The organism is Pseudomonas sp. B21-056 (assembly GCF_026016325.1).
Taxonomy (GTDB): Bacteria; Pseudomonadota; Gammaproteobacteria; order Pseudomonadales; family Pseudomonadaceae; genus Aquipseudomonas.
In genome coordinates this window covers 6381017-6402763 of the sequence record NZ_CP087203.1, presented here as the reverse complement: position 1 = coordinate 6402763, position 21747 = coordinate 6381017, and the positions used below count along the sequence as shown (strand labels likewise).

The following is a 21747-nucleotide window of genomic DNA, read 5'->3' as shown; positions in this document are numbered from 1 at the left end:
GGTACCGGCTCAGGGAGCGAATTCGGGCGACGATAGAGAAAGGCTATAAATTCGATAGCCTGCTATTTTTCTATGATGGTCTACCCTCATTTCGGACGTCTGAAACAAGGGGGTATTTTCATGCTCGCGCAACTTCCACCGGCCTTACAGAATCTTCAACTGTCGCTTCGGCTGCGACTCTGGGACGGCCATGAATTCACGTTGGGTGCCGATCCCAGCGTCACGATCGTGGTCAAGGACCCACAAATGGTCGCGCAACTCACCCATCCCAGCCTGGACGCGCTAGGGGCGGCGTTTGTCGAAGGCAAGCTCGAACTCGAAGGCTCGATCAGTGAAGTGATCCGGGTCTGCGACGAGTGGAGCCAGGCACTGTTGGACGAAGAGGGCGATAACCAGCCGGTACGCTCAGTCCACGACAAGGAAACCGACGCCAAGGCGATTTCCTATCATTACGACCTTTCCAATGCGTTTTATCAGCTGTGGCTCGACAGCGACATGGCCTATTCCTGCGCCTACTTCGAGACGGGCAGCGAAACCCTCGAGCAGGCCCAACAAGCCAAATTCCGTCACCTGTGCCGCAAACTGCGCCTGCAGCCCGGTGAGTACCTGCTGGATGTCGGCTGCGGCTGGGGTGGGTTGGCGCGTTATGCGGCGCGGGAGTTCGGCGTCAAGGTGTGCGGTATCACCTTGAGCAAGGCGCAACTGGCCCTGGGCCGGGAACGGGTCAAGGCGGAGGGCCTGGAAGGCCAGGTGGAGTTGCGGTTATTGGATTACCGAGACCTTCCGCAAGATGGCCGCTTCGACAAAGTGGTCAGCGTCGGCATGTTCGAGCACGTCGGTCACGCCAATCTGGAGCAATATTGCAAGACGCTGTTTGGCGCGGTGCGTGAGGGTGGGCTGGTGATGAACCACGGCATCACGGCCAAACACACTGATGGCCGTCCGGTCGGTCGCGGCGCGGGCGAGTTCATCGAGAAGTACGTTTTCCCCAATGGCGAGCTGCCGCACCTGTCGATGATTTCAGCGCAGATCAGCGAGGCGGGGTTGGAGATTGTCGATGTGGAGAGCTTGCGCCTGCACTACGCGCGCACGCTGGATCACTGGAGTGAGCGGCTCGAAGACAATCTGGAGGCTGCGTCGAAAGAGGTGCCGGAGCAAGCGTTGCGGATCTGGCGGTTGTACCTGGCCGGATGCGCCTATGCGTTCGCCAAGGGCTGGATCAATCTGCATCAGATCCTGGCAGTGAAGGCTTACGCCGATGGCAGCCATGATCTGCCCTGGACCCGCGACGATATCTACACGCCTTAAAGTATCGGCGAAATAAGCCGGGCGATCCGCATGCCGATTTTTCGTACGCGGTGGGTTTCCCGGTTTTCCTGTTGGGCGATTTCGTGGGCTTGCGCAAAGTCCTTTTCAAGCATCCGCTCGACTTCGGTGGCGAACGGAATATCCACCGTCAGCAGCATCACTTCGAAATTCAGCCGAAAAGAACGGTTGTCCAGGTTGGCGCTGCCGATGGCGCTGATTTCCCGGTCGATCAGTACCACTTTCTGATGCAGGAACCCCGGCTCGTAGCGAAACACTCGCACACCGGCCCGCACCGCTTCGAACGCATACAGGCTGGAGGCCGCGTAGACGACCTTATGGTCCGGTCGTGAAGGCAGGAGGATGCGCACGTCCACTCCGCGCAGCACCGCCAGGCGCAAGGCAGCGAATACCGACTCGTCAGGAATGAAGTAAGGCGTGGTGATCCAGACCCGTTCACTGGCCGCATGAATGGCTTCGACGAAAAAGAGCGAACAGGTTTCCTGGGCATCGGCCGGCCCGCTGGCCAGCAACTGGCAGAGCACGCCGTCCTCGGGGTAGGTGTCTGGCAGGATCAATGGCGGTAGGGAGCGGGCGGCCCAGAACCAGTCTTCGGCAAATGACTCCTGCATGCTCGCCACCACGGGGCCACGTACTTCAACGTGGGTATCGCGCCATGGCGACAGGGGCGGCATCTGCCCCATGTATTCGTCGCCCACGTTGTGCCCGCCGACGAACCCCAGCACACCGTCCACCGCGACGATCTTGCGGTGGTTGCGAAAGTTGACCTGGAAACGATTGAGCCAGCCACTGCGGGTCGCGAACGCTTTCACATGAACGCCCCCATCGCGCAACGCCTGGACATAACGATGGGGCAGGGAATGGCTGCCGATCCGGTCATACAGCAGATAGACCGCCACGCCTTCGGCGGCTTTCTTCAAAAGCAACGTCTGCAGGCGTTGGCCAAGTCGGTCGTCATGAATGATGAAAAACTGGATCAGCACGGCTTCCCGGGCGTTTTCGATGGCTTGGAAAATGGCCTTGAACGTGGCGTGACCATTGACGAGCAAACGCACCTCATTGTTCGCCAGGCAGGGCGTTCGGCCCAGTTTGGGCATGGCGCGTAGCGAGGCGTAGGCTTGGGAGGCGCGGGCGGCCAGGGCCTCTTCGACCCATGGGCGCCAGTTCAACTCGGACACGGCCTTGCGCATTTCTTCGTTGGCTTGCCGGCGTGCCTTGATGTAGCCGTCGAAGGTGCTGCGACCGAACACCAGATAGGGAATCAACGTCAGGTAGGGGATAAACAGCAGTGACAGGGCCCAGGCGATCGATCCTTGGGCGGTGCGCACCGTAAGCACCGCATGCACCGCGGCGATGGAACCCAGGGTATGGAGCAACGCAATCAAGTAACCGAAAACATGCGGTCCGAAATAATCCATGAGGCAGCCATGCTCCTGAAATTCCAATGCTTAACAGACCATGTTCTTCGGCGAATGTCGCTATTTAATTCACTGCTGCCCAGCCTGAACCGAAGCCCGTGGGCGGCGTCTAACGGCCACTTGTCCTCTGGAGTTCTTGCAATGAATGTTCGTCTGCTGGGTTTGGCCTTGGCGGTTGGCTTGTCGGTTCCTGTGGCGGCTCAGGCACAGATGCTTCAGCCAGGTCTGTGGGAATTGACTACAAGCAATATGAAAGTCGATAACCAGAACCTGCCAGACCTGCAACTTATTCTCGGCCAGCTGCAGAACCAGATCACCCCGGAGCAAAGGGCGATGTTGGAGAAGCAGGGCATTACCATGGGCGGGAAGGGGATTCGGGTATGCCTGACGCCGGAGCAGGTCCAGACCAATGATATTCCGCTGCAAGATCCGCAATCAGGATGCAAACAACAGATCACCGAGCGCACCGGCAATCAGTGGAAGTTTCGCTTCAGCTGCCCGAAAGCCCAGGGCAACGGTATCGCGACATTCCAGAGCGATCGGGAATTCACCACCAAGGTCAACGGCACCTTCAATGCCACTGGCATCCAGCAGAATGGCAGCCTCGATACCCGTGCCGTGTGGTTGGGGCAGGATTGCGGGACGGTCAAGCCGAGGGCTTGACCGCTGCGCAGATCACACCTGACGGTTACGGTTTGGACAACGCGTCATACAGCGTGTTGAGGTTATATTCGAACAGGCCGGTGAAGGTACTGGCCGGTCCGCTGGCGGCGAGGGCATCGGAGTACAGCGTGCCGCCGATGCGTGCGCCGCTTTCGTCGGCGATCTGCTTGAGCAGGCGTGCATCCTTGATGTTTTCCATGAACACTGCTTTGACGTGCGCCTGACGGATCTGGGTAATCAGCGCTGCGACTTCGGCGGCTGACGGTTCCCGTTCGGTGGACAGTCCCTGAGGCGCCATGAAGTCGATGCCGTAGGCCTGACCCAGATAACCGAATGCATCATGCGATGTCACGATCTTGCGGTTGCCCGGCGGCAGTGAACCGAGCTTGGCCTTGGCTTCGGCAAGCAGCCCGTAGATCTTTTTCAGGTACGCCTGGCTGTTGCGCTCGTAATCGGCTTTGTTGGCCGGATCGGCGGCTTCCAGCGCCTTGGTGATGTTGTGTACATACAGCTCGGCATTTGCCAGGTTGTGCCAGGCGTGTGGGTCGGGGATTGTCTCACCGTCTTCATCCAGGGAACGCGGAATCACGCCACGACTGGCACTGATGACCGGGGCACCGGTTTCCGTGCTGGTGACCAGGCGATCCAGCCACGGCTCGAAACCCAATCCATTCTTGATGATCAATTTTGCACCGAGCAACGCCTTGGCATCGTCCGGCGTTGGTTCGTAGGTGTGCGCGTCGGCATCCGGTCCGACCATGTTGGTGATCTGGATATGCTCGCCCCCGACCTGTCGGGTCATGTCGGCGAGAATGCTGAAGCTGGTGACTACCTGGAGTTTTTCGGCGGCGGACAAGGACATCGACAGCATCAGACTGAACAGCACGAGCAGAGCGCGCATCGGGGAACACCTCATGGGGATGTGAGCAAGGGCGGGCGGCGCAGCAAACCGTGCACCGGACCGAATATCACGGACAACAGATACAACGCCCCGGCGACCAGTACGATGGCCGGGCCGCTGGGCAGCGAGAAGTAGAAGGACAGCAACAGGCCGAACCAGACCGAGAGGCAACCGAGCAGCGCAGCGATGGCCATCAGGGCCGGCAAGCGACGACTCCAGAACCTGGAGGAGGCGGCCGGCAGCATCATCAAGCCGACCACCATGAGGGCGCCAATGGCCTGGAAGCCGATCACCAGGTTCAGCACCACCAGGGTCAGGAACACACCATGGGCCAACGGGCCGAGGCGGCTGACGGTTTGCAGGAACAGCGGATCCAGGGTGTCGAGTAACAGGGGGCGGTAGATCAGCGCCATGGCAATCAGGCTGACCGCTGACACCCAGAGCATGCCGGTGAGTGTCGGGCCGTCCACTGCCAATGCCGAACCGAACAACAGGTGCAGCAGATCCAACCGCTTACCCGCCACGCCGAGGATCAAAACACCGGCCGCCAGGGAGATGGGATAGATCGCCGCGAGGCTCGCATCTTCCCGCAGGCCGGTGCGACGGGTCACCCAGGCCGCGAGCCCGGCCATGCCCAGGCCCGCGCCGAGGCCGCCCAGCGTCAGGGCCGGCAGGCTCAATCCGGCGAACCAGAAGCCCAGTGCGGCGCCGGGTAGGATGCCGTGGGCCACGGCGTCGCCGATCAGGCTCATGCGCCGCAGGATCAGGAATACCCCCAAAGGTGCCGTGCTGCAGGCCAGTACCAGGCCGCCGAGCAAAGCCCGGCGCATGAAGACGAACTCCTGAAAAGGCTGCCAGAGGTGGGTGGCCGCGAGCATCAAGCCACCTTCATATGAGGTTGCTGGGCGATCACTTCAACGCTGCGACCCAACGTGCAGCCTGTGGGGCTGACCAATAAGGTGTGGGGAATATGCTGGCGTACAGCGGCGAGGTCATGACACACCACCACCAGGGTGCGGCCTAGGGTGTGCCAGTCGTGAATGTGCTTCCACAGCAACGCCTGACCTTCTTCATCGAGCGCCGCGTGAGGTTCATCGAGCAATAGCAACGGCGCCTCGGCCAGACTCAGGCGAGCGAGCAGGGCACGCTGCAATTCGCCTCCAGACAACGCCATGAGTGGTCGATTTTCCAGGCCCGTCAAAGCCCAGTTCTCCAGTACCGTGCTGAGTCGCTGGCTTCGCTGGGCCGGTGTTTGTCGGCTACCCCAGGCCCCTGCGGCCACCAGCTCTTGCAAGCTGATGGGAAACTGGCGATCCAGGTGTTGCTGTTGCGGCAGGAACGAAACACCGCCTCGCCGTGGAACCGTCAGCGTGAGCTTTCCGGAAAGCGGTTTTTGCAACCCAGCGAGGACTTTCAGCAGACTGCTTTTGCCCGAACCATTGGCGCCAATGATCGCCGTCAGGCTGCCAGCGGGACGTTCCAGATGCAGCTCGGGAGTAAGAGGGCGCCCCGGCGGCCCCCAGCGCAAAGCCTGACAATTGATCATGCAGCCTCCCGAGCCCAGCGGCTTTGCGCCACGGCGTCATGGGCATGCAGGCTTTCCGCGTGAACGACGCGCACATTGAGTGCGATGACCTCGGGTGATTGCCTCAAGGCCAGGCTCAAGCGTCGAGCGGCGTCCTCGCAGAACATCAGGTTCTGGCCATTGGCGAGGGCGAATGCTTGTTCATCCGCGCGCTTGACGGCGGTTTGTACCGCGGTACCCAAGGCTGCTTCGGCCTGGTTGATGAGCAGTGAAAGTGGCAAGTGGTTGATCTCCGGGTTCAACCGGACGTTCAGGGACGCGGTGCTGCGTTGACTATGAGGCGTGGCAACAATGCCTTTTGATGAGCCCAACCAGGTCAGAACTTCGCCATGTTCCAAAGGTTTATTCGCGAAGTCATCCACGAACTGCTGTTGGATCAGCTATCTGGCGAGTGCCGCCGAGCACGGGCAAGTGGAGGAATAGGGAATCTGGACATTCAGTTCCACGTGGAACACTGCGTGTTTCAGATGAGCTTCGATACTTACCGGATAACTTTTCCAACCGGATAACGGGCTGACCAGCGCGGGGCGTTTGAGCAGCAGTTCGGTGTGGATGGTCAGCGAGGCGGATTGGGACAGTCCGTCATGGCTGTCCAGGAATTGCAGCAGGACGTGTTGCAACAGCGAAGGAGAAAGTGGCGTGTGTTCGAGCATCTCCAGCGCCAGGTACAAGCGGGACATATGAATGCCGCGAGCTTCCCCGTCGTCGAGGCTGACGCCAAGATCTGCGGTGGCGCTCAGTTGTTGACCATCGATCGACACCGGCAAGGCGACGCCACACATGCCCACCCAATCGAGAGGTAAGGCTTGGCGTGAAGCCTGGGCAGCAATGTCCGGAAGCGTAAACGCGTTCATGAGCAAGGTCCGTCGGGAAGTCGAATTTAATGTTATATTATAACTATAAATTCAACCAAACCTTTTTCATGAACAGAGTTTCATGAGCGCGCTTGTTATCGTTCCACGTGAAACATCAGCGTGAATCCTGGCAGCCGTTCACGCGCCCGCAGATAAATTTACCGGCGCTACCGCCCGAACTTGAAAAGCGATTCAGCGTCGTCCAACCGACACGCCGGCTATAGCCGACCCAGGCCTCGCCATCGGAAGCCAAGCCGGTGAAGAACGTCAATTGGCCGTAGCGGCTATTGGTCTGGGCCCAGTGGCGATTGCCCATCACTTCAAAACCGCGCAAATACACCGTGCTACCGGCCGTCATAACGCTATAGGCATTCCCTTGTTCATCAGTACATGCCAATAAATTCGCGCTGCGCGTGCAATTTGCCAGTAACGGCGTCTGGGCCGACGCCATCGTGGCGCACAACGGCAGCAGGCAGGCGAAGACGAATCCCAGGACTTTTCGCATGAATGATTCTCAAAAGAGTGGATCTCAGGCTGGCAGAGATTTGTCGTTATACTATAACATTAAAATAAGCCGCCTAATCGAGCGGCAACCTGACAACGAGCCGCAAAACAGCCTTCAACTGCGGTCGCCCGATGAGGATAGACCTGATGCCCAATCGTCTCCCCGTAACTGTGCTCTCCGGGTTCCTCGGTGCCGGTAAGAGCACGCTGCTCAACCACGTCCTGCGCAATCGGGACAATCTACGTGTCGCAGTCATCGTCAACGATATGAGCGAAATCAACATCGATGGCAGCGAAGTCCAGCGCGATGTCAGCCTGAACCGCGCCGAAGAAAAGCTGGTGGAGATGAGCAACGGTTGCATCTGCTGCACGCTGCGTGAGGATCTGCTCGAAGAAGTCGGGCAACTCGCCAGGGAAGGGCGCTTCGATTACCTGTTGATCGAGTCCACCGGTATTTCCGAACCTTTGCCGGTGGCTGAGACCTTCACGTTCCGCGATGAAGAGGGCCGAAGCCTGGCCGATGTCGCACGGCTCGACACCATGGTCACCGTGGTCGACGGCGTGAACTTCCTGCCGGATTACCAAGCCGCCGAGAACCTGGCATCGCGGGGCGAAACCCTGGGAGAGGAGGATGAACGTTCGATCACGGATCTGCTGATCGAGCAGATCGAGTTCGCCGACGTGATTCTGATCAGCAAGATCGATCTGATCAGCCGTCACGAACGGGAAGAACTGGTGGCTATCCTCAAGCGTCTCAATGCTCACGCTAAGATTATGCCCATGGTCATGGGGCAGGTGCCGCTGGGAGAAATCCTCGACACCGGTCGTTTTGATTTCGAACGTGCGGCTCAAGCGCCCGGCTGGCTGCAGGAATTACGTGGCGAACACTCGCCTGAAACCGAGGAATACGGCATCGCTTCGACAGTCTACCGGGCGCGCGGGCCTTTCCATCCCCAGCGCTTCTTCGACCTGATCGAACGACCCTGGATCAACGGCAAGCTGCTGCGCTCCAAAGGCTTCTTCTGGCTGGCGAGCAAACCCGAGGAGGCGGGCAGTTGGTCCCAGGCAGGTGGGTTGATGCGACATGGTTTTGCCGGGCGTTGGTGGCGGTTCGTGCCCAAGGATCAATGGCCCCAGGATGCGGAAAGCACCGCCGCCATCATGAAAAACTGGCTGCCCGGTACGGGGGATTGCCGCCAGGAGTTGGTATTCATCGGCCAGAACATCGACTTCGAGCAGCTCACCGAGGAACTGGACGGGTGCTTGCTTACGGATACGGAAATGGCCCTGGGTATCGAGGGGTGGCGTTTGTTGCCGGATCCGTTTGGCTCCTGGCATGACGAGGTCGCGGCGTGATGCTGGCGCCCAGTCTGAAACAAGCACCCCAGGTTCGGCAGGTCCAGGGTGATACGCCGCGGACCCTGGCGCAGATTCTGGAGGACGGCACCAGCCTGGCGGTCTGGCAGCGTCAGCTTCCGGCGCACATCAGTGATTTTGCGGCATTGGTGCTTTCGATGGATCAAGCGATGGCCGAGTCGCTGGTGCTCGATATGCCGGAGGACGACACCCAACCTGAACTGAAGGGCCTTGCCGCCGGTTTCAGCGACCTGCACGGCTACGAAGGTTTCGTTGCCGATGTCGCCTGGCTGGTCAGCGCATTCGCCTGCCTGCTGGGCGCCAAGCGGATCGGCCTGCGCCTGCGAACGTTGGACAAGGCCATGTGCCCGCGCTTTCACGTCGACCATGTGCCGGTACGGCTGATCACCACGTATGCCGGCGCTGGCAGCGAATGGTTGGAGGAGGGCGTCATGGATCGTCGACGGCTGGCTCAACCTGACGCCGAGCCCCGCGATCCGCAGTTGATCCAGCAGCTTGGCAGCGGTGATGTGGCGTTGCTCAAGGGCGAGAAATGGCTGGGCAATGAAGGTTTCGGCCTGATTCATCGCTCGCCGGAGCCGGCCCCGGGGGAACGCCGGTTGATCCTCACGCTGGACTGGCTGGCCTGAAACCTAAGGCTTGAGCCAGGTGCCCTGGCTTTTCCCTTCACAAAACGGCCTGAGATAAGCGGCATCGGTGGCTACGCCGTAATAGTGAATATCCTGGCGGTAAGGCATATTGGCGACCTGGGCGTTACTGCAGATACCAAAAGCCCCGCCAGGGCACTGATCGACGTATTGCACCTCGACTTTCTGTCCGGCAAGGTTCGGTTGGCAGAAGCCGTCGGCGAACAGTTTGGACGGGATGTTGCGGTTCTGCTGGCAGACTTGCACATCGAGCCGTTCCGCCTGACTGTGGACCACGCAAGCCTGGGCCAGTGCCTGGTCCGAAATCAGCGCCAACAAGCACCAACCGATCATCCGCATCGTTCACCTCCACCGAAAGTCGCCGACTATGTTGCAGAACATCCCCACCCATGTCATCGCCGGCTCCCTGGGTGCCGGCAAGACCAGCCTGATCAGGCAACTGCTGGCCCAGCGGCCGGCTGACGAGCACTGGGCGGTGCTGATCAACGAGTTCGGCCAGATCGGCCTGGATGCCGCCTTGCTGACCCAGGCGGCCGATGGTATCGCACTGGGGGAGGTGGCTGGGGGCTGTTTGTGTTGCGTCAACGGTGCGCCGTTTCAGATTGGTCTCGGTCGGTTGCTGCGCAAGGCGCGCCCGGACCGTCTGTTTATCGAGCCCTCCGGCCTGGGCCATCCCGCGCAACTGCTGCGGCAGCTAGGACAGGCTCCATGGCTCGGCGTGCTGGCGGTCCAGCCCTGCGTGATGGTCCTGGACGCCGGGGCGCTGGCCCGGGGCAGGCCTTTGCCCGAGGCACAGCAGCAGGCGCTGGTCGATGCCGGGCTGTTGGTGCTGAACAAATCCGAAGGCCTCAGCGAAACCGACCGTGCCCGCATCAGTGCCCAACTACCGCCTCTTGCACAGCACTGGACACAACAGGCGGCATTGCCCCTCGACAGGCTGCCGGGCTTCGGTACGGAGGGGAGTGGGGTTGTGGATAACTTGAACCTGCCCAGGGATGTGGGACAGATGCCGGCGCTCTGGACCGATCCGACGTTGCCGATTTGCCTGTATCAACAGCAGGAAGACGGTTGGAGCATCGGCTGGCGTTGGCATCCGAGCCAGCGTTTCGAGGCGGAGGCCCTGAAGCGATGGCTGCAAGGCGGCAACTGGAGACGGGCGAAACTGGTTATCCATAGCGTCGACGGCTGGGTTTCAGCCAATGCATTGGACGGTACGCCGTTGTCCTGGCAGGCCAGCGAGTGGCGCCAGGATTCGCGGCTCGAACTGATTTTTGGCGAGCCGCAAGACGTTGAAGCGTTGCAAGCCGGCCTGGCGAACTGCCGGCGTCCCTGAGTCAGCTCTGTTTCAAGGCTTCCACTTGTTGTGTTCCTGGCGCCACTGGCTCAACTCGATGACCTCGGCCCGAGGCCGGGTCTGGATCGGTTCAATCGGCGCTTCGGGTGTCTCTTCGAAAGGCATCGGATACGGCGCAAGCTCGATCTGCGCGCTATGGGCGCCGAACTGGGTAATGGTGCCCGCATGACGGGATTCACCAGTGACGGTGAACTCGAAATTGTAGACACGGGCCAGCCGTCGCCGCCCACTGCCATCCTTCACGAACCCGATCTTCTTCAGCGCTACGTTGCCGTCCAGCAGCTCGATCTTGAGGTTGGCGCAATGCTGCACGACCCTCGCCAAGGCCCGTTCGCGCAAGCCATGGTTGTGCCACAACCAGGCGCCGCCGGTGGCCAGCAGCATCAGCACGAAGATGTTTCCAAGAGTCAGCATGAACGAGGTGCTCCAACAAGTTGCTGTCAGCTTAACTGTGTCGCCGGTCTGTCGTACAGGCTGCGTTTAGTCGCATACTGCGCGGCTTGAATTTCAATCGTTTTACGGAAACCGCTCCCCATGAAACGGACGCCTCATCTGCTTGCTATCCAGTCCCACGTGGTATTCGGCCATGCAGGCAACAGCGCTGCGGTATTTCCCATGCAGCGTGTCGGCGTGAATGTCTGGCCGCTCAATACCGTGCAATTCTCCAATCACACCCAGTACGGTCAGTGGGCTGGCGAAGTGCTTGCGCCGCAGCAGATACCGGCATTGGTCGAGGGCATCGCCGCGATTGGTGAGCTGGGCAATTGCGACGGGGTGCTGTCCGGTTATCTGGGCAGTGCCGCTCAGGGGCGGGCGATTCTGACGGGCGTGGCTCGGATCAAGGCCTCTAATCCCAAGGCGTTGTATCTGTGCGATCCGGTCATGGGGCACCCGGAGAAGGGCTGTATCGTGGCGCCCGAGGTCAGTGAGTTCCTGTTGGATGAAGCGGCGGCCGTGGCTGACCTCATGTGCCCGAATCAACTGGAGCTGGACAGTTTCTCGGGGCGCAAGGCGCAGTCGCTGTTCGACTGCCTCGCCATGGCTCGCGCGCTTATGGCGCGCGGACCGAAGGCTGTCCTGGTCAAGCACCTGGCCTACCCCGGCAAGCCCGAAGACCGCTTCGAAATGCTGCTGGTGACCGCCGATGGCAGTTGGCACCTGAGCCGTCCTCTACTGGCTTTCCCTCGCCAGCCCGTGGGCGTGGGTGACCTGACGTCGGGGCTGTTCCTGGCGCGGGTCCTGTTGGGAGACAATCTGGTGGCGGCCTTCGAATTCACCGCGGCTGCGGTGCATGAGGTGCTATTGGAAACCCAGGCGTGCGCCAGCTATGAGTTGGAGCTGGTCCGGGCCCAGGACCGGATCGCTCATCCACGGGTACGGTTCGAGGCGGTGCCGATCAGTCTTTGATCCATGCCAAAACCCTGTGGGAGCGAGCTTGCTCGCGATGGCGGTGTATCAGCCGACATCTATGCCAACTGATCCGACGCTATCGCGAGCAAGCTCGCTCCCACATGTTGTCTGCCTGTTAAGGCCCGTCCGCCTTGATCTCCTGGTAACGCTTCTCCAGTTCCTGACGGATCTGCCGACGCTGCTGCGCTTGCTCGTAGCGGCGTTTTTCTTCGCTGTTCTGCGGTTGCAAGGGCGGGACGGCAGCGGGTTTACGCTGGTCATCCACCGCGACCATGGTGAAGAAGCAACTGTTGGTGTGGCGTACCGAGCGTTCGCGAATGTTCTCGGTCACGACCTTGATCCCCACCTCCATCGAGGTGTTGCCGGTGTAGTTCACCGACGCCAGGAAGGTCACCAATTCGCCGACGTGAATGGGCTCGCGAAAGATCACCTGATCCACCGACAAGGTCACCACGTAGCGTCCCGCATAACGGCTGGCACAGGCATAGGCGACTTCGTCGAGGTATTTGAGCAGGGTGCCGCCATGGACATTGCCAGAGAAGTTGGCCATATCGGGGGTCATCAACACCGTCATCGACAGCTGGGCGTTTCCGGGTTCCATAACGTACTCACGGTTCAAGGCAGCAATTAGGGAGTGCACCTCTGCGGGCGCTGGTCGCTGGCCCATAGGCCATCAGGTTTTTCAAACCACCGATATCGGGACGCTGCGCCTGTGCCCGCCGTCACGCGTCGATGGATCTGTTTCCATATATTGCACCGTCTTTTTGTCGGAAGTCGCGGTGTTAACCTGCAAAAGCCCATCGCGAGGGCATTTCCTACAAAGGAAGCGGACTTATCCAACTCAGCGATGAGTCATTTTGATCAGGGAGCCCGACAGATGCATGCCATCAATTTCATCCAGGACCTGGCAATCATCATGATGGCGGCGGGGTTGGTGACCGTGCTCTTCCATCGTTTCAAGCAACCGGTGGTGCTGGGCTACATCGTTGCCGGCTTCCTCATCGGCCCGCATACACCGCCGTTCGGCTTCATCCATGACGAAGACACCATCAAGACCCTGGCCGAGCTTGGGGTGATCTTCCTCATGTTCTGCCTGGGCCTGGAGTTCAGCCTGCGCAAGTTGTTCAAGGTCGGCGCCACGGCGTTTATCGCGGCGTTCCTCGAAATTGTGCTGATGATCTGGATCGGCTACGAGATCGGTCGCTGGTTCGACTGGAACACCATGGACTCGCTGTTCCTGGGCGCCATCCTGGCGATTTCCTCGACCACCATCATCGTCAAGGCGCTCAACGACCTGAAGATGAAGAACGAGCGCTTCGCGCAACTGATTTTCGGCGTGCTGATCGTCGAAGACATCCTGGGCATCGGTATCATCGCTTTGCTATCGAGCATCGCCGTCAGCGGAACGGTGAGCTCCGGCGAGGTATTCTCCACAGTCGGCAAGCTGTCCTTGTTCATGATCGTCGCGCTGGTCGTCGGCATCCTGCTGGTGCCGCGGCTGCTGGCCTACGTGGCGAAGTTCGACAGCAACGAGATGTTGCTGATCACCGTGCTGGGCCTGTGTTTCGGCTTCTGCCTGCTGGTGGTGAAGCTGGAATACAGTATGGTGCTCGGGGCGTTCCTGATCGGGGCGATCATGGCCGAGTCCCGGCAGTTGCTGAAGATCGAGCGACTGGTAGAGCCGGTACGTGACTTGTTCAGTGCGATTTTTTTCGTGGCCATAGGCCTGATGCTCGACCCGGTCATATTGCTGCAATACGCCTGGCCGATAGCGGTGATCACGGCGGCCGTGGTGCTGGGCAAGATGTTGTCCTGCGGTCTCGGCGCCTTTATCGCCGGCAATGATGGACGCACCTCACTGCGGGTAGGGATGGGTCTTTCGCAGATTGGCGAGTTCTCCTTCATCATCGCTTCATTGGGAATGACCCTGCAGGTCACCAGCGACTTCCTCTACCCGGTAGCGGTTGCCGTCTCGGTATTGACCACACTGCTGACGCCGTATCTGATCCGCGCCGCCGACCCGCTGTCCCTCAAGTTGGCGACGGTGATGCCGCAACGGCTGACGCGGGTGTTGGGCATGTACGGTGAGTGGTTGCGCAGCATCCAGCCTCAGGGCGAAGGGGCAATGGTTGCATCGATGATCAGGCGAATCTTGCTGCAGGTGGGCATCAACCTGGCGCTGGTGATCGCGATTTTTGTCTCGGGCGGGTATTTCGCCGAGCGGATGTCGGCCTACATGCAAGACTGGATCAGCGACCCGAGCTGGCAGAAAGCGTTGATCTGGGGCGGGGCGCTGCTGTTGTCGCTGCCCTTCCTGATCGCTGCCTATCGCAAGCTCAAGGCGTTGTCGATGCTGCTGGCGGAGATGGGCGTGAAGGCCGAGATGGCCGGCCGTCACACCCAGCGGGTGCGTCGGGTAATCGCAGAAGTGATCCCCATCCTCTCGCTGCTGGTGATTTTCCTGCTATTGGCAGCCTTGTCGGCCAGCATCTTGCCGACCAACAAGTTGCTGGTGTTGATTGCCGTGGTGGCGACTGCCGTGGCGGCATTGCTCTGGCGCTGGTTTGTCCGCCTGCACACAAGGATGCAGGTGGCCTTGATGGAAACCCTGGACAACCACAAGGAGTCGTCCGGGCATTGATCACTTGTACTGATCAGCTTTCCAGCCAGACGTCCCGCGCCCAGTGCCAGACGGACTCCCAGGTTTCTTCGGCAACCAGTTCTTCTTCGGCTTGCCAGAGCACCACGGTGCCGTCTTCTTCGACGCAGTAGTAATCGTCGCCGTCCTGGCAGATCGGGATCAGGCTGCGGTCGACACCGGCATCCCAGGCAGTGGCGGCCACTTCCGGCAGGTAGGTATGGGAATTGGGGTCTGTCACGGTGACCGGTTCCAGGCTGCCATAGATGACATCGCTGACGGTCAGCAAAAACTCCCTGAAGACGAACGGGATGTCGATGAACAACTGCTCTTCGATCTCTACCAGCAGGTCTTCGTCGGGCAACTCCAGTGGAACCGGTACCGGTTCGTTGGCTTCACGCAATTGTTCGATGATTTCTTCCACGTCCGGGTGTCCTCTTTCTCGATGGCGCGGTTTTACATGGGGCGGTTTATACAGTAGCGCGCCATAGATGCAACCGCGAAATAGAAAACCCCGGCTTGAGCCGGGGTTCTCTTATTTCAACAGGTGAAACGCGCAAAGGTTCAACCGTTCTGGCGAATACCTGCCACCAGCCAAGGCTGGTTTTCGCCTTGGGCGCGCTCCATGTTCCAGCTTTCGCTGAACGCTTCGCCCTGGTCGAAGCGAGAGTCCTTCGAGACACCGCTGAACGTCAGGGTGGCGATGGTCTTGTCGGCACGGTCATCGACACCGTCCAACTGCACCTGAAGGTTGTCGATGTAGGTGGACTGGTAGCCATCACCCAGGTCGGCACGTTCGCGCTTGAGGAACTCCAGCAGTTGCGGGGTCACGAACTCGGCGATCTTGTCCATCTCGTTCGCGTCCCAATGTTGCTGCAGGGAGTTGAAGTGGGTGCGCGCGGCCTCGACGAAGTTCTTTTCGTTGAACCAGGCAGGCGCATTGATCACCGGACGGGCGGCCACCGGAGCTGCCGAACCGCCGAAAATCGAGCCGCCGGCAGGTTGCTGGTTGAAGGTTTCACGCTGCATCGGCGCATGACCGGCCGGAGCGTACTGCTCCTGCTGCTTGCGACGACGGGCGGCAATGAAGCGGAAAACCAGGAAGGCAATGACCCCCAGGATCAGGATGTCGAAGATCTGCATGCCCTGGAAGCCGTCGCCCATGAACATGGAGGCCAGCAGGCCACCGGCGGCGATGCCGGCCAGGGGGCCGAGCCAGCGCGAAGCACCGCCGGCCTTGGTGGCTGCACCAGCGGCACCGGCTGCGCCTGCGGTGGCGGCGGTCGGGCCGGCGGCAGAGGACGGCGCCATCTGGCTGGTCTGGTGAGTCGGGGCCGCGCCGGCACTTTTACCACCGCCAAAGCGCTTGGCGGCATTGGCGTCGATGGCCATCGTCAGGCCGATGCACAACGCCATGGCGATGCTCAGAAAACGTTTCATATAAAGGCATTCCCATTTGTGAGTAGCACGCGCGCCATGTTGCACAGGTGAACTGTTGCTGGCTAGCGGCAGAGTGTTTCGGGCTTTTGCGTGACAGCTTAGGTTCAGCTTCAGAGGCGCAAGAGGGCCTGTTCGCTTTGGGCTGTAGGAAAGGTGAACAAGTTCTATCGGAAAGCGCTTTGATGTCGAAGATATCTCTGTGGGAGCGAGCCTGCTCGCGATAGCGGAGTGTCAGTCAGCATCAGTATTGTCTGATGTACCGCTATCGCGAGCAGGCTCGCTCCCATATAAAGTGTCGAGAAACCTTCTAGATCGCCTCGAGCTTGGCATACCCCAGCATCAGCCATTTGCTGCCTTCGCTGAAATTCACCTGCACCCGGGCCTGGGCGCCGGCGCCTTCGAAATTGAGGATCACGCCATCGCCGAACACCGAGTGGCGCACGGTCTGGCCGAGGCTGAAGCCGGTGTCCGGGATGTCGCTGCCACCGAACAGGCTGCTGGTGCCGAGCGGTTGGCTGCCTCCGAACGGACGGCTGACACTGTTGGACAGGCGCACTTCCTGAATCAGACCCTTCGGCACTTCACGTACGAAACGTGACACCTTGTTGTAGGTCTCGCTGCCATACAGGCGTCGGGTCTCGGCGTAGGTCAGCACCAGGTTCTGCATCGCGCGGGTAATGCCGACATAGGCCAGGCGGCGCTCCTCCTCCAGGCGTCCCGGCTCTTCCAGGCTCATCTTGTGGGGGAACAGACCTTCTTCCATGCCCACCAGGAACACGTAAGGGAATTCCAGTCCCTTGGCGCTGTGCAAGGTCATCAACTGGATGCTGTCTTCATGTTCCTCGGCCTGGGTGTCGCCGGCCTCCAGGGAGGCATGGCCGAGGAAGGCCGCCAGGGGCGACAGGTCGGCGTCTTCTTCGGTGTTCTCGAAGTTGCGGGCGGCGCTGACCAGTTCCTCGAGGTTTTCTACCCGGGCCTGGCCTTTCTCGCCTTTTTCCGCTTCGTGATAGGCAATCAGCCCGGACTGTTCGATGACGGTCTGGGTCATCAAGTGCAGCGGCATCTCCGCGCACTTGGCGGCCAGGTCTTCGATGAGGTCCATAAAGGCCTTCAGCGCGCCGGCGGCACGCCCGGTCACACCCTTGTTGGTTACCAGCAGGCGCATGGCTTCCCACATGGACACATGGCTGTGACGGGCATGATCGCGGATCGCTTCGACGGTTTTCTCGCCGATACCCCGGGTCGGTACGTTGATCACCCGCTCCAGGGCGGCGTCGTTGCCGCGACCTTCGAGCAGGCGCAGGTAGGCCATGGCGTTCTTGATTTCGGCGCGCTCGAAGAAGCGCTGGCCGCCGTAGATGCGGTAAGGGATCCGCTCGCGCAACAACGCTTCTTCCAATACCCGCGACTGGGCGTTGGAGCGATACAGGATGGCAATGTCGCTGCGGGCCAGGCCGGTTTTCAGCGCGCTCTCGATGGTTTCCACCACATAGCGGGCCTCATCGTGTTCGTTGAAAGCGGCATAGAGGTTGATGGCTTCGCCTTCGCCGCCGTCGGTCCACAACTCCTTGCCCAGGCGCCCGGTGTTGTTGGCGATCAAGGCGTTGGCGGCCTTGAGGATGCCGGCGGTGGAGCGGTAGTTCTGCTCCAGGCGGATCACTTCAGCGTCAGGAAAATCCGCCGAGTACTGGTGGATGTTCTCGATTTTGGCGCCGCGCCAGCCATAGATCGACTGATCGTCGTCACCCACCACCATCAGGCTGTCGCCGCCTTTGGCCAGCAGGCGCAGCCAGGCGTATTGCACGGCGTTGGTGTCCTGGAACTCGTCCACCAGCACATGCCGGAAGCGCTTCTGATAGTGCTCCAGCAGGCCCGGATGATCACGCCAGAGGTCCAGGGCCCGCAACAGCAATTCGGAGAAGTCGATGACCCCGGCACGCTGGCACGCGGCCTCGTAGGCTTCGTAGATGCCGCGCATGGTCGCCAGGAACAGGTCGCCGCTGGCCTGGATGTGCTGCGGACGCAGGCCTTCGTCCTTCTGACCGTTGATGAACCATTGGGCCTGGCGGGCCGGCCAGCGCTGCTCGTCCAGCCCCAGCTCGCGGATCACCCGCTTGACCAGCCGCTGCTGGTCGTCGCTGTCCAGGATCTGGAAGGTCTGGCTCAGGCCGGCCTCCTGCCAATGCGCCCGCAACAGGCGGTGCGCCAGGCCGTGGAACGTACCGACCCACATGCCGGCCGGGTTGATGCCCATCAACTGTTCGATGCGATGGCGCATCTCGGCAGCGGCCTTGTTGGTGAAGGTCACTGACAGGATCGAATGGGGCGAGGCGTTCTCGACCTGGATCAACCAGGCGATACGGTGCACCAGCACCCGGGTTTTACCGGAACCGGCGCCGGCCAGGACCAACTGACGACCCACGGAGGCGGCTACGGCCTGGCGTTGGGCATCGTTGAGGGAGTTCAGCAGAAGAGAGAGATCATCGCGCATCGGCGCATTCTAGGGTGCGGCGCCACCCTGGGCAAACCTGACGTTGCGCCAACTGATAAAAGACCGGTTGGGGACGACCGGCAGGTCATGGGGCGTGAGCGCTGATACGACTCGCTCGAAGAGCCCGTCGTCCAATGAAATAGCGACATTTTTAGATGTTTTTGTGATCGGGAACAGTGTGGTATGGCCTCTGGCTTGTGTATGCTCGGTGCTCGTTTCGGGTTCTCCGTGCCCCTAAGAACAAGAACAGTGCCTATGACCCTTAATACCGATCTGGCGGGCCCGTGTGTGGAACCGCGGGTCATCTGCAAGCAATACGCCACGGAGATGGCTGTAGAGCGTACACGGCTGCTGTACCAGGGTTCGCTGCTGCCCACGTTGTTCATGCTGGTCAACGGCCTGGTCTGCGCGGCCCTGTTGTGGGGGCCGTCGCGCTATTTCCTGGTCAGTGTATGGCTGGTCTGGTTGTTGTCGCTGGTGGCGCTGCGGGTGATACAGGTCGCTGCCTTCGATTCGGCGATACCCAGCCGCCAGGCGCACCCGATCTGGTTGCGCATGTTCCTGCTCGGCTCGGCGATGACGGGCCTGACGCTGGCCGGTGCCGGCATCGCCCTGGTTCCGGCCGACAGCTTCCAGCAACAGGCCTGGGTGTTCGGCCTGATCGGCGCGGCCACCCTGTCGGCCAGTGTGGCCTATGCCGTGAGCCTTCCGGCATTTCTGTCCTTTACCTTGCCGTGCCTGCTGCCGGCCATCGGCTTCCTCTTCTGGGGCGGTGACGAACAGCAGCGCGGATGGGGCTGGCTCGGCCTGGTAGTGCTGGTTTCCCTGAGCGTGGTGGCCTGGCAGGTCAATCGGTTGATGCAAAGCGGCATGCTGCGACGGTTCCAGAATCAGGCGCTGATCGAGCATCTGCAACAGACGCAAATCCGCAGCGCCCAGCTTAACCAGGCCCTGGCCCGGGAGGTCGAACAACGTCGTCTCGCCGAGGAACAACTGCGTGGGGCCCAGGTGAGTCTCGAAGCGCGGGTCGCACAGCGCAGCCTCGAACTGCAGGTGGCCAGCCAGGCCCTGAGCAAGAGCGAGGCGCGCCTGGCCCTGGCCCTCAAGGCCAGTGAGCTGGGACTGTGGGACTGGAACCTGCAGACCGACGAAGTCCATCACACCCAGCTCAAGGAACTGCTGGGCCTGGAGCCGGAATACATCACGGCGATGCTCAGCCACCTCACGCCACGCTTACACCCCCAAGACCTGCCGGCGCTCAAGCGCGCCCTGGTCGAGCACCTCAAGGGCCGTAGCGAGGATTATCAGATCGAATACCGCATCCGGCATGGCGATGGCCACTGGGTCTGGATCGAAGACCGTGGCCGGGCCGTGGAGCGCAGCGCCAGTGGCCGGGTGCTGCGCATGGTCGGCACCCGAAGAAACATCAGTGTCAGTAAGGAGCTGGAACAGCAACGGCAACTGGCGGCCACGGTGTTCGAGGCCGCCAGCGAAGGCATCGTGATCTTCGACCCCCACTATGCGCTGCTCGCCGCCAACCAGGCGTTCACCCGGATTACCGGCTTCAATATCGAGGACATGTTGGGGCGTAACGTCGTCGACTTGCCGTGCAGCCGCGATGCGCGCCGGCACTATCCGGTTATTCGCCAGGCGCTCAAGCTGAACGGCACCTGGCAGGGTGAACTGGTGGAAGCGCGGGCCAATGGCGAGTTGTATCCGCAGTGGCTGCAATTGAGCGTTGTGCGCGACTCCCGGGGGAACGTCAGTCATATCGTGGGCTTCTTCGCCGATCTATCGGCCAGGCGCGAATCCGAAGAGCGGATGCGCTATCTCACCCATTACGATGAGTTGACCGGACTGGCGAACCGCTCGCTGTTCCGCGAGCGCCTCCAGGAAGCGCAGCAGCGGGTACGGCAGGGCGGGCGCCGCAGCCTGGCCTTGCTGCATATCGACCTGGACCGTTTCAAACTGCTCAACGACAGCCTCGGCCATGACATCGCCGACCAACTGTTGCAGAAGATGGCCCGGCGCCTGATCAATGCGCTGCCCGAGGCCAACACCATCGCCCGGTTGTCCGGGGATGAGTTCGCGGTGCTGTTCGATGCCTATGGCAATCTCTCGAGCCTGGCGCGCATGGCAACCCGCTTGTCCGCCAAGTTGCGGTTGCCACAGACCATCGAAGGTCACGAGCTGGTGGTCAGCGCCTCCATCGGTATCAGTCTGTTGCCCGACAACGCCCGGGATATTTCCACCCTGGTGAGCCAGGCGAACATGGCCATGCAACACGCCAAGCACCTGGGTGGCAACAACTTCCAGTTCTACACCGACAGCCTCCAGGCCAGTACGCTGGAGCGCCTGCAATTGGAGAATCAGTTGCGCAAGGCCCTGGAAGAGCAGCAGTTGAAGGTCTTCTATCAGCCCAAGTTGTGTCTGGCGAGCGGTCGTTTGAACGCTGCTGAAGCGCTGGTGCGCTGGGATCATCCGGCCATGGGTAGGGTGCCTCCGGTGCATTTCATCGGCCTCGCCGAGGAAACCGGGTTGATCGGGCCCATTGGCGAATTCGTACTGCGCCAGGCCTGTTGGCAGGCGTGCGAATGGCAGCGCCAGGGGCTGGCTCCGATCCGGGTGTCGGTGAATCTGTCGGTGCATCAACTGCGCCAGGGCAAGCTCGTCAGCCTCGTGCGCCAGGTGCTGGAGGAAACCGGCCTGGCTCCCGAATACCTGGAGTTGGAATTGACCGAGAGCCAACTGCTCGACAGCGTTGAACACATCATCGCCACCTTCCAACAGTTGCGCGACCTTGGGGTCAAGCTGGCGATCGACGATTTCGGCACCGGCTATTCGTCCCTGAGTTACCTCAAGCGTATCCCGGTGGATTACGTGAAGATCGACCAGGCGTTCATCCGTGGACTGGAGGAGGGTGGCGAGGATGCGGCGATCACCCGGGCGATCATCGCCATGGCCCATGGGCTATCGCTCAAGGTGGTAGCCGAAGGTGTCGAACGGGAGGGGCAACTCGAATTCCTCAAAGGCGAGCGTTGCGATGAAGTCCAGGGCTACCTCATCAGCCGTCCCGTTGAGGCCGAGGGCCTGGCCGCCTTGCTGCGGGCCAACGAAGACGGTTTATAGCGCCTGACTG

19 protein-coding genes and 1 pseudogene are annotated in these 21747 nt (G+C 60.8%); 8 read left to right on the top strand and 12 right to left on the bottom strand.

Annotation, left to right across the window (positions count from 1 at the left end):
- Nucleotides 1–120 precede the first annotated feature (120 nt).
- Complete coding sequence (gene cfaB / locus LOY67_RS28115; protein WP_265065352.1) at nucleotides 121–1308, top strand: C17 cyclopropane fatty acid synthase CfaB; 1188 nt, start codon at nucleotides 121–123, stop codon at nucleotides 1306–1308.
- Here cfaB and cls read toward each other — a convergent pair.
- Complete coding sequence (gene cls, locus LOY67_RS28110; protein ID WP_265065351.1) at nucleotides 1305–2744, bottom strand: cardiolipin synthase; 1440 nt, start codon at nucleotides 2742–2744, stop codon at nucleotides 1305–1307. The two genes, cfaB and cls, sit on opposite strands and share 4 nt — an antisense overlap.
- 141 nt (nucleotides 2745–2885) lie before the next feature.
- On the opposite strand from cls, the gene LOY67_RS28105 reads away from it, so the two are divergent.
- Entirely contained in the window at nucleotides 2886–3407 is a 522-nt protein-coding gene (locus LOY67_RS28105) for a DUF3617 domain-containing protein (RefSeq protein WP_265067842.1), read from the top strand.
- Nucleotides 3408–3432: 25 nt separating this feature from the next.
- Here LOY67_RS28105 and LOY67_RS28100 read toward each other — a convergent pair whose 3' ends face one another.
- From LOY67_RS28100 to LOY67_RS28080, 5 genes and pseudogenes are all read right to left on the bottom strand, one after another.
- Nucleotides 3433–4308 (bottom strand): metal ABC transporter substrate-binding protein, encoded by an 876-nt coding sequence (locus LOY67_RS28100; RefSeq protein ID WP_265065350.1) that lies wholly within the window; start codon nucleotides 4306–4308, stop codon nucleotides 3433–3435.
- Nucleotides 4309–4319: 11 nt separating this feature from the next.
- A complete protein-coding gene (locus LOY67_RS28095; RefSeq protein ID WP_265065349.1) occupies nucleotides 4320–5186 on the bottom strand; it encodes a metal ABC transporter permease in 867 nt (288 codons plus the stop codon).
- The gene (locus LOY67_RS28090) at nucleotides 5186–5854 is read right to left on the bottom strand and encodes a metal ABC transporter ATP-binding protein (RefSeq protein ID WP_265065348.1); all 669 of its coding nucleotides are present in this window, start codon (nucleotides 5852–5854) and stop codon (nucleotides 5186–5188) included. Before LOY67_RS28090 ends, LOY67_RS28095 begins: the two co-directional genes overlap by 1 nt.
- Nucleotides 5851–6747: pseudogene (gene folE2, locus LOY67_RS28085) on the bottom strand (GTP cyclohydrolase FolE2). The gene LOY67_RS28090 and the pseudogene folE2 overlap by 4 nt, the downstream one beginning before the upstream one ends.
- Before the next feature lie 115 nt (nucleotides 6748–6862).
- Nucleotides 6863–7252, bottom strand: coding sequence for a glutamine synthetase (locus LOY67_RS28080; RefSeq protein ID WP_413776157.1), 390 nt, complete (start codon nucleotides 7250–7252; stop codon nucleotides 6863–6865).
- 146 nt (nucleotides 7253–7398) lie between these two features.
- Between LOY67_RS28080 and zigA the strand changes: the two genes are divergently transcribed.
- Nucleotides 7399–8607 (top strand): zinc metallochaperone GTPase ZigA, encoded by a 1209-nt coding sequence (gene zigA / locus LOY67_RS28075; protein ID WP_265065347.1) that lies wholly within the window; start codon nucleotides 7399–7401, stop codon nucleotides 8605–8607.
- The gene (locus LOY67_RS28070; RefSeq protein ID WP_265065346.1) at nucleotides 8607–9257 is read left to right on the top strand and encodes a DUF1826 domain-containing protein; all 651 of its coding nucleotides are present in this window, start codon (nucleotides 8607–8609) and stop codon (nucleotides 9255–9257) included. Before zigA ends, LOY67_RS28070 begins: the two co-directional genes overlap by 1 nt.
- Before the next feature lie 3 nt (nucleotides 9258–9260).
- On the opposite strand, the gene LOY67_RS28065 is transcribed toward LOY67_RS28070, so the two are convergent.
- Nucleotides 9261–9614 (bottom strand): NADH:ubiquinone oxidoreductase, encoded by a 354-nt coding sequence (locus LOY67_RS28065; protein ID WP_265065345.1) that lies wholly within the window; start codon nucleotides 9612–9614, stop codon nucleotides 9261–9263.
- Nucleotides 9615–9642: 28 nt separating this feature from the next.
- On the opposite strand from LOY67_RS28065, the gene LOY67_RS28060 reads away from it, so the two are divergent.
- Nucleotides 9643–10608 (top strand): CobW family GTP-binding protein, encoded by a 966-nt coding sequence (locus tag LOY67_RS28060; RefSeq protein WP_265065344.1) that lies wholly within the window; start codon nucleotides 9643–9645, stop codon nucleotides 10606–10608.
- 12 nt (nucleotides 10609–10620) lie between these two features.
- Here LOY67_RS28060 and LOY67_RS28055 read toward each other — a convergent pair whose 3' ends face one another.
- Entirely contained in the window at nucleotides 10621–11043 is a 423-nt protein-coding gene (locus tag LOY67_RS28055; RefSeq protein WP_265065343.1) for a DUF3301 domain-containing protein, read from the bottom strand.
- 120 nt (nucleotides 11044–11163) lie between these two features.
- On the opposite strand from LOY67_RS28055, the gene pdxY reads away from it, so the two are divergent.
- The gene (pdxY, locus tag LOY67_RS28050) at nucleotides 11164–12036 is read left to right on the top strand and encodes a pyridoxal kinase PdxY (RefSeq protein WP_139641325.1); all 873 of its coding nucleotides are present in this window, start codon (nucleotides 11164–11166) and stop codon (nucleotides 12034–12036) included.
- A 118-nt stretch (nucleotides 12037–12154) separates the two neighbouring features.
- Here the strand turns inward: pdxY and LOY67_RS28045 are convergent, their stop codons facing one another.
- Nucleotides 12155–12640 carry an acyl-CoA thioesterase gene (locus tag LOY67_RS28045; RefSeq protein WP_041023987.1) on the bottom strand — a complete coding sequence of 162 codons (486 nt, stop codon included), beginning with the start codon at nucleotides 12638–12640 and terminating at the stop codon, nucleotides 12155–12157.
- A 276-nt stretch (nucleotides 12641–12916) separates the two neighbouring features.
- On the opposite strand from LOY67_RS28045, the gene LOY67_RS28040 reads away from it, so the two are divergent.
- The gene (locus LOY67_RS28040; RefSeq protein WP_265065342.1) at nucleotides 12917–14680 is read left to right on the top strand and encodes a cation:proton antiporter; all 1764 of its coding nucleotides are present in this window, start codon (nucleotides 12917–12919) and stop codon (nucleotides 14678–14680) included.
- A gap of 13 nt (nucleotides 14681–14693) precedes the next feature.
- On the opposite strand, the gene LOY67_RS28035 is transcribed toward LOY67_RS28040, so the two are convergent.
- The 3 genes from LOY67_RS28035 to uvrD all read right to left on the bottom strand — a co-directional run bounded on the left by LOY67_RS28035 (nucleotide 14694) and on the right by uvrD (nucleotide 18608).
- A complete protein-coding gene (locus LOY67_RS28035) occupies nucleotides 14694–15101 on the bottom strand; it encodes an SMI1/KNR4 family protein (RefSeq protein ID WP_047703885.1) in 408 nt (135 codons plus the stop codon).
- A gap of 140 nt (nucleotides 15102–15241) precedes the next feature.
- Nucleotides 15242–16117, bottom strand: coding sequence for a Tim44 domain-containing protein (locus tag LOY67_RS28030; RefSeq protein WP_265065341.1), 876 nt, complete (start codon nucleotides 16115–16117; stop codon nucleotides 15242–15244).
- Between the two features lie 307 nt (nucleotides 16118–16424).
- Nucleotides 16425–18608: a DNA helicase II gene (uvrD, locus tag LOY67_RS28025; RefSeq protein WP_265065340.1), complete on the bottom strand. Its 2184-nt coding sequence runs from the start codon at nucleotides 18606–18608 to the stop codon at nucleotides 16425–16427.
- A 255-nt stretch (nucleotides 18609–18863) separates the two neighbouring features.
- Between uvrD and LOY67_RS28020 the strand changes: the two genes are divergently transcribed.
- Complete coding sequence (locus tag LOY67_RS28020) at nucleotides 18864–21737, top strand: putative bifunctional diguanylate cyclase/phosphodiesterase (RefSeq protein ID WP_265065339.1); 2874 nt, start codon at nucleotides 18864–18866, stop codon at nucleotides 21735–21737.
- Nucleotides 21738–21747: the final 10 nt, after the last annotated feature.